The 15,135-nt window shown below is 35.5% G+C and carries 13 protein-coding genes and 1 pseudogene; 7 read left to right on the top strand and 7 right to left on the bottom strand.

Annotated features, from left to right (window positions below; all coding sequences use genetic code 11):
* Positions 1–70: 70 nt before the first annotated feature.
* Positions 71–3,109, bottom strand: coding sequence for a leucine--tRNA ligase (locus NHF50_RS08050; protein WP_252775673.1), 3,039 nt, complete (start codon positions 3,107–3,109; stop codon positions 71–73).
* A 188-nt stretch (positions 3,110–3,297) separates the two neighbouring features.
* Here NHF50_RS08050 and NHF50_RS08045 point away from each other — a divergent pair, with 188 nt between their 5' ends.
* The 7 genes from NHF50_RS08045 to NHF50_RS08015 all read left to right on the top strand — a co-directional run bounded on the left by NHF50_RS08045 (position 3,298) and on the right by NHF50_RS08015 (position 8,220).
* Positions 3,298–4,173: an ABC transporter permease gene (locus NHF50_RS08045; RefSeq protein ID WP_109569195.1), complete on the top strand. Its 876-nt coding sequence runs from the start codon at positions 3,298–3,300 to the stop codon at positions 4,171–4,173.
* Between the two features lie 18 nt (positions 4,174–4,191).
* A complete protein-coding gene (locus tag NHF50_RS08040; RefSeq protein WP_109569194.1) occupies positions 4,192–4,434 on the top strand; it encodes a DUF3098 domain-containing protein in 243 nt (80 codons plus the stop codon).
* 63 nt (positions 4,435–4,497) lie between these two features.
* Positions 4,498–5,286: an undecaprenyl-diphosphate phosphatase gene (locus NHF50_RS08035; protein WP_252775671.1), complete on the top strand. Its 789-nt coding sequence runs from the start codon at positions 4,498–4,500 to the stop codon at positions 5,284–5,286.
* On the top strand, positions 5,286–5,984 hold the full coding sequence (gene truB, locus NHF50_RS08030; RefSeq protein ID WP_252775669.1) for a tRNA pseudouridine(55) synthase TruB: 699 nt from the start codon (positions 5,286–5,288) through the stop codon (positions 5,982–5,984). Before NHF50_RS08035 ends, truB begins: the two co-directional genes overlap by 1 nt.
* Positions 5,974–6,594: a YiiX/YebB-like N1pC/P60 family cysteine hydrolase gene (locus NHF50_RS08025; RefSeq protein WP_252775667.1), complete on the top strand. Its 621-nt coding sequence runs from the start codon at positions 5,974–5,976 to the stop codon at positions 6,592–6,594. Before truB ends, NHF50_RS08025 begins: the two co-directional genes overlap by 11 nt.
* A 149-nt stretch (positions 6,595–6,743) precedes the next feature.
* Positions 6,744–7,067 (top strand): hypothetical protein, encoded by a 324-nt coding sequence (locus NHF50_RS08020; protein ID WP_252775664.1) that lies wholly within the window; start codon positions 6,744–6,746, stop codon positions 7,065–7,067.
* Positions 7,068–7,230: 163 nt separating this feature from the next.
* Positions 7,231–8,220: a phosphatase PAP2 family protein gene (locus NHF50_RS08015; RefSeq protein WP_252775662.1), complete on the top strand. Its 990-nt coding sequence runs from the start codon at positions 7,231–7,233 to the stop codon at positions 8,218–8,220.
* A 289-nt stretch (positions 8,221–8,509) separates the two neighbouring features.
* On the opposite strand, the gene NHF50_RS08010 is transcribed toward NHF50_RS08015, so the two are convergent.
* The 6 genes and pseudogenes from NHF50_RS08010 to NHF50_RS07985 all read right to left on the bottom strand — a co-directional run.
* The gene (locus NHF50_RS08010; protein ID WP_252775659.1) at positions 8,510–9,301 is read right to left on the bottom strand and encodes a hypothetical protein; all 792 of its coding nucleotides are present in this window, start codon (positions 9,299–9,301) and stop codon (positions 8,510–8,512) included.
* 74 nt (positions 9,302–9,375) lie between these two features.
* The gene (locus NHF50_RS08005; protein ID WP_252775657.1) at positions 9,376–9,891 is read right to left on the bottom strand and encodes a hypothetical protein; all 516 of its coding nucleotides are present in this window, start codon (positions 9,889–9,891) and stop codon (positions 9,376–9,378) included.
* Positions 9,884–10,696 (bottom strand): annotated as a pseudogene (locus tag NHF50_RS08000) (RHS repeat-associated core domain-containing protein); the annotation flags it as partial. The pseudogene NHF50_RS08000 and the gene NHF50_RS08005, both read right to left, overlap by 8 nt.
* A gap of 23 nt (positions 10,697–10,719) precedes the next feature.
* Positions 10,720–11,262 carry a hypothetical protein gene (locus NHF50_RS07995; protein ID WP_252775656.1) on the bottom strand — a complete coding sequence of 181 codons (543 nt, stop codon included), beginning with the start codon at positions 11,260–11,262 and terminating at the stop codon, positions 10,720–10,722.
* 5 nt (positions 11,263–11,267) lie between these two features.
* A complete protein-coding gene (locus tag NHF50_RS07990) occupies positions 11,268–13,145 on the bottom strand; it encodes an RHS repeat domain-containing protein (RefSeq protein WP_252775654.1) in 1,878 nt (625 codons plus the stop codon).
* Positions 13,146–13,683: 538 nt separating this feature from the next.
* The coding region (locus NHF50_RS07985) for an RHS repeat-associated core domain-containing protein (protein ID WP_252775652.1) at positions 13,684–15,135 on the bottom strand (1,452 nt) is incomplete at its 5' end.

Below are 15,135 nucleotides of genomic sequence, written 5' to 3'. Positions count from 1 at the left end.
AAAATCCCAATGACTTAACAAAAGCAATTGGGATTTCTTTAAAACTTGTCGTATTATTTTATATCAATTATTATCCGACTATATTGATAATTTTACCCGGAACGATAATTACTTTTTTAGGTTCACGTCCTTGTAATTGTCCCTGTGTTCTTTCATCTGCCATAATTATCTCTTTAATCTGCTCTTCAGACAAATCCAAAGGCAATTCTACTTTAAAACGCATTTTTCCGTTGAAAGACACCGGATACTCTTTAGCGCTTTCCACCAAATAACTCGCTTCAAACTTCGGATAGGCAACAGTAGCTACCGAACCTTCGTGTCCTAAAGCACTCCATAATTCCTCAGCAATATGTGGTGCATAAGGCGAGATCAAAACGGCTAACGGTTCCAGAATAGCTCTGTGGTGGCATTTTTGTTGTGCCAATTCGTTGACACAGATCATAAACTGAGAAACCGAGGTATTAAATGAGAAATTCTCGATGTCTTCCGTTGCTTTTTTGATGGTTTTATGCAACGATTTGTACATGTCTTTTGTCGGTTCTTCGTCAGTAATATTCAAACCGTTGTCGTCAAAATACAAACGCCATAATTTTTTCAAGAAACCATACACTCCGGTAATACCAGCCGTGTTCCAAGGTTTTGCTTGTTCCAATGGTCCTAAAAACATTTCATACAAACGCAAGGTATCTGCTCCGTATTCTTCACAAATATCATCCGGATTGACTACGTTGTATTTCGATTTCGACATTTTTTCTACTTCGCGACCTACAATGTATTTTCCATCTTCTAATATAAATTCAGCATTTGCATAGTCTTTATATAAAGGATGTGCTTTGAATTTTTCTATGTCTAATTCAGAAGTAATATCATTGATACAAGATAAATCTGCGTGACTCTTTTGAATATAAAAATTAGGTTCATGTCCTTGAAAACCTTCTTTATTTTTGTCATAAAAAGCACTTAAAAGAAACCCAAACATTTCACTATCAAATTCATCAGTCATATAACCCCATAGTTTTGTGCTATCAGATTTTTCTTGTAGTTTTTTGTAATATTTATATGAAACTAAATAAGGTTTTTTTAGCTCAACAAGATGTATTTCTTGATTAAATTCTCCTTCATTTTTTATATAATATGGTATAATTTTGTAAAAAAATGCAGAATTCCCCAAAATCATTCCCTGATTGATCAGTTTTTTGAACGGTTCTTCTGTTGGTGCAAAACCTCTGTCTTTTAAGAATTTGTTCCAAAAACGAGAATACAATAAGTGTCCGGTGGCGTGTTCGCTACCACCAATATATAAATCTACGTTTTCCCAATAGTTCAAGGCTGCTTCGCTAGCAAATTCGTTCTCGTTGTGCGCATCCATATAACGCATCCAATACCAAGAACTTCCTGCCCAACCCGGCATGGTATTCAATTCTAACGGGAAAACTTTCACGTTATCTATCAACTCATTACTAACCACTGAACACTGCTCAATATCCCAAGCCCACTCGGTTGCGTTTCCTAATGGCGGCTGACCGTCTTCTGTTGGTAAGTATTTTTCAACTTCCGGTAAACGAATCGGCAAATGTTTCGCCTCGATCATTTTAGGCAAACCATTTACATAATACACCGGGAAGGGTTCTCCCCAATAGCGTTGACGTGAGAAAACCGCATCGCGCAAACGGTAGTTTACTTTTGCCTTTCCGGCACCGATATTTTCTAAAGCTTCAATCGCTTTTTTCGTTCCTTCTTTATACCCTAAACCGTTTAAAAAATCAGAATTAACCAATTCAAAACCTTCTTTGGCAGCAAAAGCCACTTCTGAAATATCCTGATTGAAAATATTTTTGATCTCCGGCATGCCATTCGTTCCTTTAAAGAAATTGGCAAACGCATAATCGCGTTCGTCACCGCAAGGAACCGCCATAACGGCTCCGGTTCCGTAACCTGCTAACACATAATCACCGATCCAGATCGGAATCGGTTCTTTGGTAATCGGATGTTCGGCATACGCTCCGGTAAACACACCTGAAATGGTTTTTACATCAGCCATACGTTCTCTTTCCGAACGTTTTGCAGTGGCTTCAATATACGCTTCCACGGCTTCTTTTTGCTCCGGAGTAGTAATTTGAGCCACCAATTCGTGTTCCGGTGCCAATGTCATAAACGTAACACCGAAAATAGTATCAGGACGTGTGGTGAAAACTTCAATAGTTGCTGGTTGTTGGTTGTTGGTTGTTGGTATTACTTTAAAAGTAACCGATGCGCCTACTGATTTTCCGATCCAATTGCGTTGGCTTTCTTTTAAACTTTCGGTCCAATCGATGGTTTCTAAACCTTGCAACAAACGTTCGGCATACGCTGAAATTCGCATCGACCATTGCGTCATTTTTTTACGAATTACCGGATGACCGCCACGTTCTGAAACGCCGTTTACGATTTCGTCATTGGCTAAAACGGTTCCTAAAGCCGGACACCAGTTTACTTCGGTTTCCGCCAAATAGGTTAATCTATATTGTAATAAGATCTGTTCTTTTTCATCGGCTGTAAAAGCATTCCATTCTGTTGCAGAAAAAGCCGGAATACCATCCGCACAAACCGCATCCACAGTAGTATTACCGTTTTGTTCAAATTCCTGAACTAAAGTTGCAATGCTTTCTGCTTTATCGGACTTGTTGTTGTACCAAGATTCAAACAACTGAATAAAGATCCATTGCGTCCATTTGTAATACTCCGGATCGGAAGTACGTACTTCTCTGTCCCAATCAAATGAAAAACCGATTTTATCTAACTGCTCGCGATAGCGTTTGATGTTGGTTTCTGTTGTAATAGCTGGATGCTGTCCGGTTTGAATCGCATATTGTTCGGCAGGTAATCCAAACGAATCGTATCCTTGCGGGTGCAACACGTTAAACCCTTGATGACGTTTGTAACGCGCCACAATATCAGAAGCAATGTATCCCAGCGGATGCCCAACGTGTAAGCCGGCTCCCGAAGGATAAGGAAACATATCTAATACATAATATTTAGGTTTATCGGAATCATTAGAGGCTGCAAATGTTTTATGCTCTGCCCAGTAGTTGCGCCATTTGGCTTCGATCTCGTTGTGAAGGTATTTCATTCAGCTAATTAGTTATCGGTTTACACTTATCAGTTTACAGTAGCTCCGTGAAAACTGCGACTGTAAACTATCGGCTAAAAATTTAGCTGCAAATTTACATTTTATAATACTAAAGTTAAAACTTTGTTGTTATATTCTGTATATACCAAAATTCTTTTTTACTTTTACCGCATAATTTAAAGGAAACTATGGCTTCATCTTTTGAAAACTATCAAAAAAGGCGTTTAATTTCATCTTATTTTTCTGTGATCTTGAGTATTTTTTTAGTACTCTTTTTACTAGGAACTTTAGGCCTTTTTGTGATTAATTCAAAAAAGATTACCAATGACTTTAAAGAAAATATCCCGATGACTGTCTTTTTTATGAATGAGGCTAATGACAGTATCCTGAATGCTTTTGACACGGAATTAAAAAATTCTCTTTTTATCAAGGAGTATGCTTTTGTACAAAAGGACAGTGCGGCTAAAAACAATGTAGATATTGTGGGTAAGGATTTTATGGAATTCTTAGGTTTTAATCCGCTGCAAAACTCATTTGACATCAACCTTAAAGGGGATTATGTTATAGCAGACAGTATCAAAAAGATAGAAACGGGGTTTAAGAAGAACGAATACGTTTCAGAAATTATCTATGATAAGCAATTGGTTGATCTGGTTAATGATAATATTAAAAGGATCAGTTTTTATATGTTGATCGCCAGCGGTTTCTTAGCCGCTATTGCCATGTTATTAATCAACAGCTCGTTACGCTTGTCTATTTATTCGCATCGTTTTACGATCAAGACCATGCAGATGGTAGGGGCTACTAAAGCTTTTATCCGCAAACCTTTCATCTGGCGCGGCATCAAGCTGGGGCTGGTAGGTTCCCTACTTGCTATTATTGCGCTATATATATTGGTAACTTATGTCGATAAATATTTTCCGAGTTTAGGTATTGCTAAGGATTATGCTTCATTGGGCATTGTTTTCGGCGGTGTTCTTTCAATAGGCATTGTCATTACTGCCATTAGTACATTCTTTGCGACGCAACGTTTCCTGAACCTGAGAACTGACGACCTTTATTAATTTTTAAGATCCGGAATAATGAAAGATAATCCTACACACAAAGAAGATTTTTTATTTGGCAAAACTAACTATATTGTTCTGTTAATCGGTTTAGCCATGATTGCTTTAGGCTTTTTACTTATGAGCGGTGGCGGCAGTGATGATCCGAATGTTTTCAGTGAAGAAATCTTCAATTTCAGAAGAATCCGCTTAGCACCTACTGTAGTTTTAGCAGGTTTTGGTGTTGTTATTTATTCCATTTTTAAAAAAGATAAAAAGTAATTGGTGATCCATAAGTAATACTAAGTATCCACTTTTTACTATTTAATTTTCACGAAGATCATTATGGATATACTTCAGGCGATTATTTTAGCTATTATTGAAGGAATTACTGAATTTTTACCGGTTTCTTCTACCGGACACATGATCGTAGCTTCTTCTTTTTTTGGTATTGCTCACGACGATTTTACCAAATTATTCACTATCGTTATTCAATTGGGAACTATTTTATCAGTAGTTGTTCTGTATTTCAAACGCTTTTTCCAAAGTTTGGATTTCTATTATAAATTATTCGTTGCTTTTCTTCCGGCAGTTTTTTTCGGATTGTTGCTGAATGACTTTATCGACGGTTTATTGGAAAACCCGATAACGGTTGCTATTTCACTGATCATAGGCGGTTTTATTTTATTAAAAGTAGACGATTGGTTCGGCGGTCACGATGACGGAACGGAAATCTCTTATCTGACGGCTTTAAAGATCGGTTTGTTCCAGTGTTTGGCAATGATCCCGGGTGTGTCACGAAGCGGAGCCAGTATCGCAGGCGGTATGACACAAAAATTATCGCGTACGACTGCTGCCGAATTCTCATTTTTCTTAGCTATCCCTACAATGTTAGGCGCAACGGTAAAAAAATCATACGATTATTACAAAGCCGGATTTGAATTGACACAGGATCAGACGTATTTACTCATCATCGGAAATGTAGTGGGTTTCATTGTAGCGATGATCGCTATTAAATCGTTTATCGGCTTTTTACAAAAGCATGGTTTTAAATTGTTTGGTTATTATCGTATTATTGCGGGAGCGATTATTCTAATTATCCATTTTTTTGTTAAACCGTTAATCATTATCTAATGCAGGCAGAGGACTTTACGGAAGGAAAAGTACTTTTGATCGACAAACCGCTTACCTGGAGCTCGTTCCAGGCAGTGAATAAGCTGAAATACGTTTTAAAACGAAAGTTCAATTTGTCCAAACGCTTTAAAATAGGACATGCCGGAACTTTAGATCCCCTAGCGACCGGATTGCTTATTATTTGCACCGGAAAGTTTACCAAAAAGATCAACGAGATACAGGCTCAGGAGAAGGAATATACCGGAACGATCCTTTTGGGAGCCACAACGCCTTCTTACGACTTAGAGACCGAAGTAGATCAAACCTTTCCTACAGAACATATTACTGAGGTATTGCTTCAGGAAACTTTACCGCAATTCACCGGAGAGATACTGCAAAAACCACCTGTTTTTTCGGCTATTAAAAAAGACGGAAAGCGTTTGTATGAACACGCTCGTGCCGGTGAGGAAGTGGAAATTGAAGCCCGAAAAACTACGATTTACGAATTTGAATTGACTCGCATTGCCTTACCGGAAGTTGATTTCAGAGTAAAATGCAGCAAAGGAACCTACATCCGTTCACTGGCTCACGATTTCGGAAAAGCCTTGCATTCCGGAGGACATTTGACAGCGCTGCGACGAACTAAAATCGGCACTTATGATGTTGCTGATGCAATCAGTCCGAATGAATTTGAAGAAAAGATCAACCATGAAGACTAAATGTTTCATCCTCTTTTTTTTATTAAGTTTTGCGGGTTTTTCGCAGAACAAGATTGAACTGCAGAATGGTGATCTTATTTTTCAATCCATGCATTGCGGACCGCTTTGTGATGCGATCAATCAGGTTACAGAAGGTTATCACGGAATTGATTTTAATCACATGGGAATAGTTGTCATCAAGGAAGGAAACATTTACGTTTTAGAAGCTTCCGGTACAGCCGTAAAACTCACACCTTACGAGACTTTTATCACATATACCGATTTACCGATGTATGTAGGCCGATTAAAGAAACGCTACCGAAAATTAATCCCGTCAGCCATTGCTTTTGGTTTACAACAACTCGGCGTTCCTTATGACGACGAATATTTGTATGACAACAATAAATATTATTGTTCAGAACTCATCTACGATTGCTTCTTAAAAGCGTATGGAAAGCCTTTGTTCTCTTTATTTCCTATGACCTTTAAAGCTCCCGGCTCACAGAATTACTTCGCTGTCTGGGAGGCCTACTATCAAAAACTTCATGTTGCAATACCTGAAGGGCAACCGGGTTGTAATCCCGGCGGGATCTCCACTTCCAGAAAAATCAGGATACTGGGTATTTTGTAATTCATTTTTCTACAGAAAATTTTGAAGTTCGCCGGTTTTCTCTAAATTTACCATCGGAATTTTTCTAAAAAAGGAGTTCAGAAACCATAAAACGAGGCGGAACCGAAAAGCCAGATGAGTAGGGTAAACATTTAACATTAAAACAATTAATGGCTGCTATTAAAAACATTGAAGGTCTCTCTACAGATGACATCAACCGAGAACTAAACAGAGGGGCTAAATTTGTAGTTTTTCAATATTGCTTTTCGATCCTTATCATGACCTTTAAACGAGGAAGTGATGTTTATTTTATTAAAGCGGATGAATCTACGGTTAAACACAGTATCGGTTACACGCTTCTTACGTTGTTCTTTGGCTGGTGGGGTATTCCTTGGGGGCCCATTTACAGCATCGGATCATTGTATACTAACCTGTCTGGCGGTAAAGATATTACTCAGGAAGTTCTGAATTCAATAAATGCTCAGAATTCTTAAATAATTTCTCTGTTAAAAATCGGGTACCTAAAAAAGATATCCGATTTTTATACTTCTTATTCAAAAGTCCTGTTTGTTCTCCCAGACGTTATTGCTCTTTTTTAATCAATTGGTTCTGCAAATTTTCACTATATTTAAAGGTAGTTTTTAATGCTTTTCCGGTATGAACACACTTGATCTCTTTTTTAAAAACAACATCATCCCCCTTGTTATTCTTTTAACATCCGGAAGCTCTTTATCGCAGGAAATCAACCTTTCGCAAAATTATGTCATTAACGACAGTATAACCTATACTTATACACAACCTCATTTTTTTGAGTTGTTTAAATATTTGCCGAAAGATCTCTACGAATTCGGAAAATATACGGTTCAAAAAGAAAATCTTTTATGGACAAGTGCCGCTGTAGGAAGTACTTTGGTATTGCTTCCGCTGGATCAAAATCTTACAGACAACGCACAGGAAATCGGCAAATCTCTAAACTTATATGAAGATGTGAGATACACTCGTGTTCTGGGAATCGAATTGATCCCGAAAGACATTAACGGAGCTATTTATTATTTGGGCAACAGTCTGACTCCGATGCTGCTAAGCGGAAGTTTTTATGTAGCGGGAAAAATAAATAATGATTACCGGGCATTAAACGTATCCAGTGAGTTGGTTGAAGTAGTGATGGCTTCAGGAATAAGCACACAAATTCTAAAAAGAATTACCGGGAGACAAAGTCCGAGTGCCGCAATTAAAAGCGGAAATCCGGGAGGTCATTGGACCCCTTTTCCCAGCTTTAAAGCGTATCAATCAAACACCCCTAACTATGATGCGATGCCTTCCGGCCACATGACCACTTTTATCGCCTCTCTTACTGTAATCGCTGTAAATTATCCGGAGATAAAATGGATACGCCCTGTAGGCTATTCTTTAGCCGGAATAATGGGTTTTCAAATGATGAGCACCCGGGTTCATTGGGCTTCTGACTATCCTTTTGCTCTTTTAATGGGTTATGTTATCGGAAAGAATGCGGCAAACCGCAGAATTAAAAAAACCGTTCATAAAAATACGGTCGGTATCAACTCTACCGAATCAAAATTTAAAATGGATTTTAGCTTTTTGTATACCTCTGAGTACAAAACTGCCGGAATTACAATTTTGTTTTAGTGTTTGAATTATAAGCTTGATATGAATAATTTTCTATAAAACGATGACAGCAGGTTTTACAATAATATTGCTGTTTATTGTTTTTTGTTCTCCCGTTTTTAATAACCTTTTTCTCTTTACATTTTGGACAATTTATAGTATCACTAACTTTGAAACACAAGGTGGCATTTTTACTCATTTTAGTTCATTTAAGGCAATATTAGAATAAAAAAGATGAGCAGTATTGCTCATCTTTAAATTATTTTCTTCTATTATTTATTCTATTTCAATAGGTTATAATTCTGAAATTTTATATCACTAAATTTGAAACACTACCCTGAAAACCTCCGGCTAAATACTGTGTCGTAGGGTTGTTGTTTCCGTAGACATATTTTTGCAATTTAGCCCCTGCGGCATCGTAAAGATATTGAATTTCAAATCCATTTTCAAATAAAATGCGTACCGGAAGATTCAAATGATTGTAACGGATTCCTGTGATCCCTTTGTTGGTATCTCTAAGCATATTACCATTGGCATCATAGCCATAGTCGTTGTCGGTATCTTCTATACCGTCGCTATCGTCTTTAAAGCCTTGTGGCACATTAGTACTGTCAAATACTTTATCCAATTGGTTCGAATTGGCTTTGTACGTATAGGTCAAATCGTCTATCACAAATTCATAATCATTAGCATCACTGTCTCCATGACGCACTAAGGTTTGAATATTGCCGTTCTTGTCATAGCTCAACTGTTCTAAATAACTGTCGTGGTAAGCTCCTGATTCTCTTCGGTAATTAGCTTCTAACAAACGATTGGTCGGATCGTACTGATAAGTATACATCCTTAAAATGTTATCATTTGCCGTTCGCCAATACGTAGCCGAGATGTTTCCGTTATACAAAGCATCAGGTGCCGCATCATGGATCGCCAGAGGAGCATAGTCGTTATAATCGATCTTAAAGTTAAACAGGTCATTGCCTGTCATAATATTATTAACATCATTAATGTTTGTTAACCAACCTCTGATGTTGTAGGTATAGTCTACCGTTTGTAAAGCGGTTGCTCCCGTGATGTCTGCACCACCAACATTTTTGCTAATCAATTGCCTTAGTTTGTCATAAGACTCTTAAATAGATGAAAAAGGCGAAACAGGTTAGGAATCGCCTTTTTAATTAATTATTTTAATATTAAAATTGGAAAATAATATTCTTTAAACTGTTTCAAAATACTATTAAAATCTTTAGATTCTTTAAGTTCTGACCAACCAGTATATCGATTTTGTATTCCTATTTTTTCATTTGAAATAAGAATTGCTGACTTAAAAACTACTTTTTCTCCTGAACATAAAACCATTTTACTTTGGATAGTTGAAACATCTTTATCTGTATAGATAAATTTTTCATTAAAAAGTCTAAGTATTAAATTTTTATCAGAAGTTACTAAAACAGTATTTTTAATTTTTTCTGAATTAATAATATTATCATCTTCTTCATTTAATATCAAATAAACTTTATAGTGGGATTTATCAACTTGATTTAATAAATCATTCAAAGTAAATTCATCGCCCTTTTTAAATCTATTATCCGTTAAGTTTATTGAAGAATCAGAATAATCTAAAACTAAAGGATTTAAAGAAAGATATATAATTAACAATAAAACTACAAAAACTATTATTTTAAGAAATTTAATCATTTTCTCCTTTTTTAGTTACTATTTCTCCATTATTTTCCTTTAACAATTGGCTATCTGTTCTTACTCCACCATCAAACTGGGTTCTTACACTGGAACCATTAACCGTTGATTGGGAATCTACTATTTCGGTAAATTGGTCAACAACACTTGATTCAAAAAAGCCACTTACAGCTGTTTGACAGGCTGCAACAACATTAATCCACGCTCCACTAGCAAATGCTTCAGAATTAAAATCGCTTGGATCAAAATCCTCTCCCCCTAAACCATCTGTATAACCTGCATCTAAATCTCCAGGAGTAGCATGTCCTACATAGTAAAAACTGGTTATTTTATCATTTTTCCTTGAATCTCCACCAGTCTTCTCATTTACATAATCTACTATCTTATCAACTTCATCAACTACTTTCATCTCAATACCAGCTTTTTTAGCCAATTTCTCATATTTTTTGATTTCAGCTTTCGTGTATCCATAACTTTCAGAGCCATCATTATAAACCAACCATGTAACCTTTTCAGATTTAGATTGTCTTCTTCCTAAAGCACTTTTCGCTCTATCTAAACCATTAACTAAAAAATGTTCTCTATTTTTATGTTCACCTGGTTGACCAGATACAACTACTCCTTCTTTCCCATTAGGGTCTATAAATTTTAATGGATTATTAAACACATAAACAAATGGTGAAGTTGGTGCAAACCTCTCCGCCAACGGGTCAATATTCATCCATCTACCTAAAGCAGGGTCATAATTCCTTGCTCCGTAGTCATATACATTTAAACTAAGTTCATCCTGGAACTCTTGTCCGTTGTATTTATAATTCTAAAAAATTCTCATTTCTTATATTTATAATAATACCATGAATTGATACTATCAAGTTTTATCAAATCAAATTCCTTTTTATATCTCTCTACTAAAGAATCGCTAAGAGTTGTGTTATCAAAACTTATTAATCCCAAAAAATTATTTTCTTCACTTTCTGAATCGATAATAATTGTTTCAATAATAAACTTTTTTTCATCTGGATAAATAGAATATATTTTTAAACTATCCATGATTCTCTTAGTATCAGAAATAACATCCATGATTTTCTCTTTTCTCTCCTCTGATAGATAAATTTCTTGACCGTTTTTAAGTACAGAAATTAAAGTGTGCTTTTTTAAATCAAATAATATTTTTTCTCCTTCAATATCTTCATAAACAAATATGTTATTACTTCTTTTGTCTATATAAAAATATTCCCCTCTATTTTCTTTTATCAGATTAGATTCTATGATTTTTTCTAACAGAGAAATATTATTCTCTTCTTTATTATTATCACATGATTGAAAAAAACATAAAAACAATATCAGAGTATATAATATCAATCTTTCCATATTTTTTATCTTTTAACATCTATTTTTTGGATATTTGGATTGTTATTCATTAGAGAATTATTGAACTTAAAACCATCAATAATAGCTCTTTGGTCAGCTTCAGAGTCTAACATTCCTGGATTATCATCTTTTAAAGCATTATTAATATGGGCTCCTAATGTAGCTGTATCTGGATTAAATCCTAAAATACTCATTGCTTTTCCCCATAATAAATTTCCAAAATCATGATTATTATAAGCTTTATCTCCTAATAAGAAAAAACCAGCACTATCGTTATTTATCTCTTGTTGTCCAAATCCACTTTCTCTTAATTCATCGGAAAGATACATTATGGCAAAATCTAATTTTCCTCCATGTGATTCGTCCAAAGCAAAGTTAATTCTATCTAAAAATCCTTTAGATTCAATTTCTGATTTTTCCATATAATTATTTACATTCTCCTCTGTCTTTTTAAATACAATATTTTTATCTGAATCATATGTTGTACTTAATTCTAAATTTCTACTATCCATTTTAGGGTCGTTAAAACTATACACTGATTCTGTTCCATCTTCATTTTTTTGTACTATCCTATGAAAATTATCATTTGTCTTTCTTATCTCTCCCGTAAACTTCCCGTTTTTATCAAAAACATAATCATTATCAGGTGCCATCCCATCAGGGTCTATAAAATAAACAGGATTATTAAATGCATAATTATATGGTGAGAACCTACGCATTTGTTCCGCCAACGGGTCAATATTCATCCAACGACCTAAAGCCGGATCGTAGTTTCTTGCTCCGTAATCATATACATTTAAACTAAGTTCATCCTGCCATTCCTTGCCATTATATTTGCGTTGAAATGAACCATCCCCCTCATATTTAGGCAGGTCATCCAGAATGATCTGGTTTAAGATCTCATCTTTAATATACTGCTGCTCGTTAGTATTATACGCCGTATGTTTTAATCCGAAAGGATAGTAGTTGTTCTCTTCTAGTATTTCGGTGTTATCTACTATATTATCTTCATTGGCATCGCTATAACTCAAACGAATATTCCCGAGATGGTCGGTGTAATTGAATACATAATGGTAATGCCCGTTTAAAACATCTACGTAACCTTCCTCATGTGGAAAAAGTTTCAAAGAACTATTGTAATACTGAAAACCTCCGGCTAAATACTGTGTCGTAGGGTTATTGTTTCCGTAGACATATTTTTGCAACTTGGTCCCTACAGCATCGTAAAGATATTGAATTTCAAATCCATTTTCAAATAAAATGCGTACCGGAAGATTCAAATGATTGTAACGGATTCCCGTGATCCCTTTGTTGGTATCTCTAAGCATATTACCGTTGGCATCATAGGCGTAGTCATTATCCGGGTCTTCTATACCGTCGCTATCGTCTTTAAAGCCTTGTGGCACATTAGTACTGTCAAATACTTTATCCAGTTGGTTAGAATTTGTTTTATACGTATAGGTCAGATCGTCTATCACAAATTCATAATCATTAGCATCACTGTCTCCATGACGCACTAGGGTTTGAATATTGCCGTTCTTGTCATAGCTCAACTGCTCTAAATAACTGTCGTGGTAAGCTCCTGATTCTCTTCGGTAATTAGCTTCTAACAAACGATTGATCGGATCGTACTGATAAGTATACATCCTTAAAATGTTATCATTTGCCGTTTTCCAGAACGTTTCCGAGATATTTCCGTTATAGAGTGCCTCCGGGCTTTCTTGCGGATCGTTATATCCTATGGAAAAAGCAAAAAGATCATCTCCTAAGGTGTTCACATTGTTAATGTTTGTCAACCACCCTCTGATGTTGTAGGTATAGTCTACCGTTTGTAAAGCGGTTGCTCCCGTAACGTCTGTACCGCCAACATTTTTGCTGATCAATTGCCCCAGTTCGTCATAAAACTTCTTAAATAGATGAAAAAGGCGAAACGGTTAGGAATCGCCTTTTACTATGTTTTATCTTTATTCTTTACTTAATTTAAAAGGATTAATTTTAAAATACTTTGTAATAAAAATTAAAAGAGATAAGCTAACTAAAAAGGCTATAAAACATCTTAACACATGATTATGAACGAAACGTATGAGCGTTCTGATATCAAAAAAACGATATAAAATAATTCCTAAAAAAACAATTAGCGAGAATTCTAACAGGTTTTTTATTTTAGCTTTATGAGACTTTATTAAAAAACTTGTAGAAATAAAAATGATTAAGTACAGAAGAATTGGTAATACTTTTAAAACAATTAGTTTTTGTTGTACTTCATATAATGATGATTCTTCAAATTCCCCTGTATAAAAAGCACTATCTGTAAAAAAATAATACCCTAAAATTAAATACATTATTGTCTCCATAAAAAGGAAAATGCTTACTAATGATAAGAGGTGGTATTTTAAATTCATTTTGATATACAATTATTATTTAGTTATTCGTTTTAATATCTTCAAGATAACCCTTTACTGCATTTTCTGTAAAATCTCCATTCTTTGTTTTTACTTCAACATTTTTTTTAATTGCATCAACAGCACCATTTTTAAAATCAGAAGAACTTTGATTTATACTAACTTCAGATGTAGTTTGCTCACTTAATGTAGTAGGGTTTAACAATTCATATCCTCCATCATTGAGATTTACATCATATGTTGTCGAAGTGTCTGTTTGGGAGACTTCTACAGTACTTGGCAATTGATCATTCCCTACATATCCGGTTTCTGAAGTTGTACTGGTGTTTAAAGTAAAAGTACTCGCTTCTGCTGCTGAACTTACAACATTACCATTAGCATCTTTAAATACTCCATTAGAATTTGTTGTGGTTACTGTAACTGTTTCACTTATATCATTCAAATTAGCTACATCAGTAAAAAGTGAACTTATACTAGTATCCTTAAATTTAGATGTCGTACTCATTACTACACTTTCTCCAGAAGAATTATTCCTTACATTAAGATAAGTATGATCATGGCTTCTTTGTGTTGAACCTGGTAAAATCCCTCTAGAGTAGTTTGTTCTATATCCTCTGGCTGACCCCGAATGAGTTATGTTTCTTGAGTAGTTTGTAGTTCCTACTGACCTTAAAGTCTTTGTATATCCTTTATATTTTCCTCCTCCATTACCATAAGGAGCCATTCCATCAGGGTCGATAAAGTAAACAGGATTATCAAAAGCATAATTATATGGTGAGAACCTACGCATTTGCTCCGCCAGCGGGTCAATATTCATCCAGCGTCCTAAAGCCGGATCGTAATTTCTTGCGCCATAGTCATATACGTTTAAACCAAGTTCATCTTGAAGCTCAAAGCCATTAAATTTGAATTTATACACCGATTCCACTGTTGTAGTAGGTCCTTTTAATACTACGGCTCCTGCTGTTCCTTTCTGATACAACAACTCATCACTGTTGTAATTAGCATGTTTTAATCCAAAAGGATAGTAATGGTTCTCTTCCATGATCTTAAGGGTACTGGTTGCCGGATCTATTCCATAACTCAACCTGATGTTCCCTAAATGATCGGTGTAGTTGAACACATAATTATAGGCAAAGCCACAACTGCTCAAAAAACCACAAGTTTCCGTAACGTTCACATAACCCTCTGCATGCGGGAAAAACTTCAATACGTTGTCCACATATTGAAAACCGCCTTGTAAATAAGCCGTTTGTGCTGTTTCACTTCCTAAATAGTCCAGTACACTTTTCATCACTTTGGTTCCTAAAGCATCATAAAGATATACGATTTTTGCGCTGGTTCCAAATGTAATCTCTACCGGAAGGTTTAAATGATTGTATGTAATGTTCGTAATCCCTTTATTGGCATCACTGATCATGTTGCCGTTGGCATCATACGTATAATCGTCATCCGGGTCGTTAATTCCGTC

Source organism: Flavobacterium sp. NRK F10 (assembly GCF_024054235.1).
GTDB lineage: Bacteria > Bacteroidota > Bacteroidia > Flavobacteriales > Flavobacteriaceae > Flavobacterium > Flavobacterium sediminis.
The sequence above is the reverse complement of the archived record's forward strand: the minus strand, read 5'-3'. Positions and strand labels throughout refer to the sequence as shown.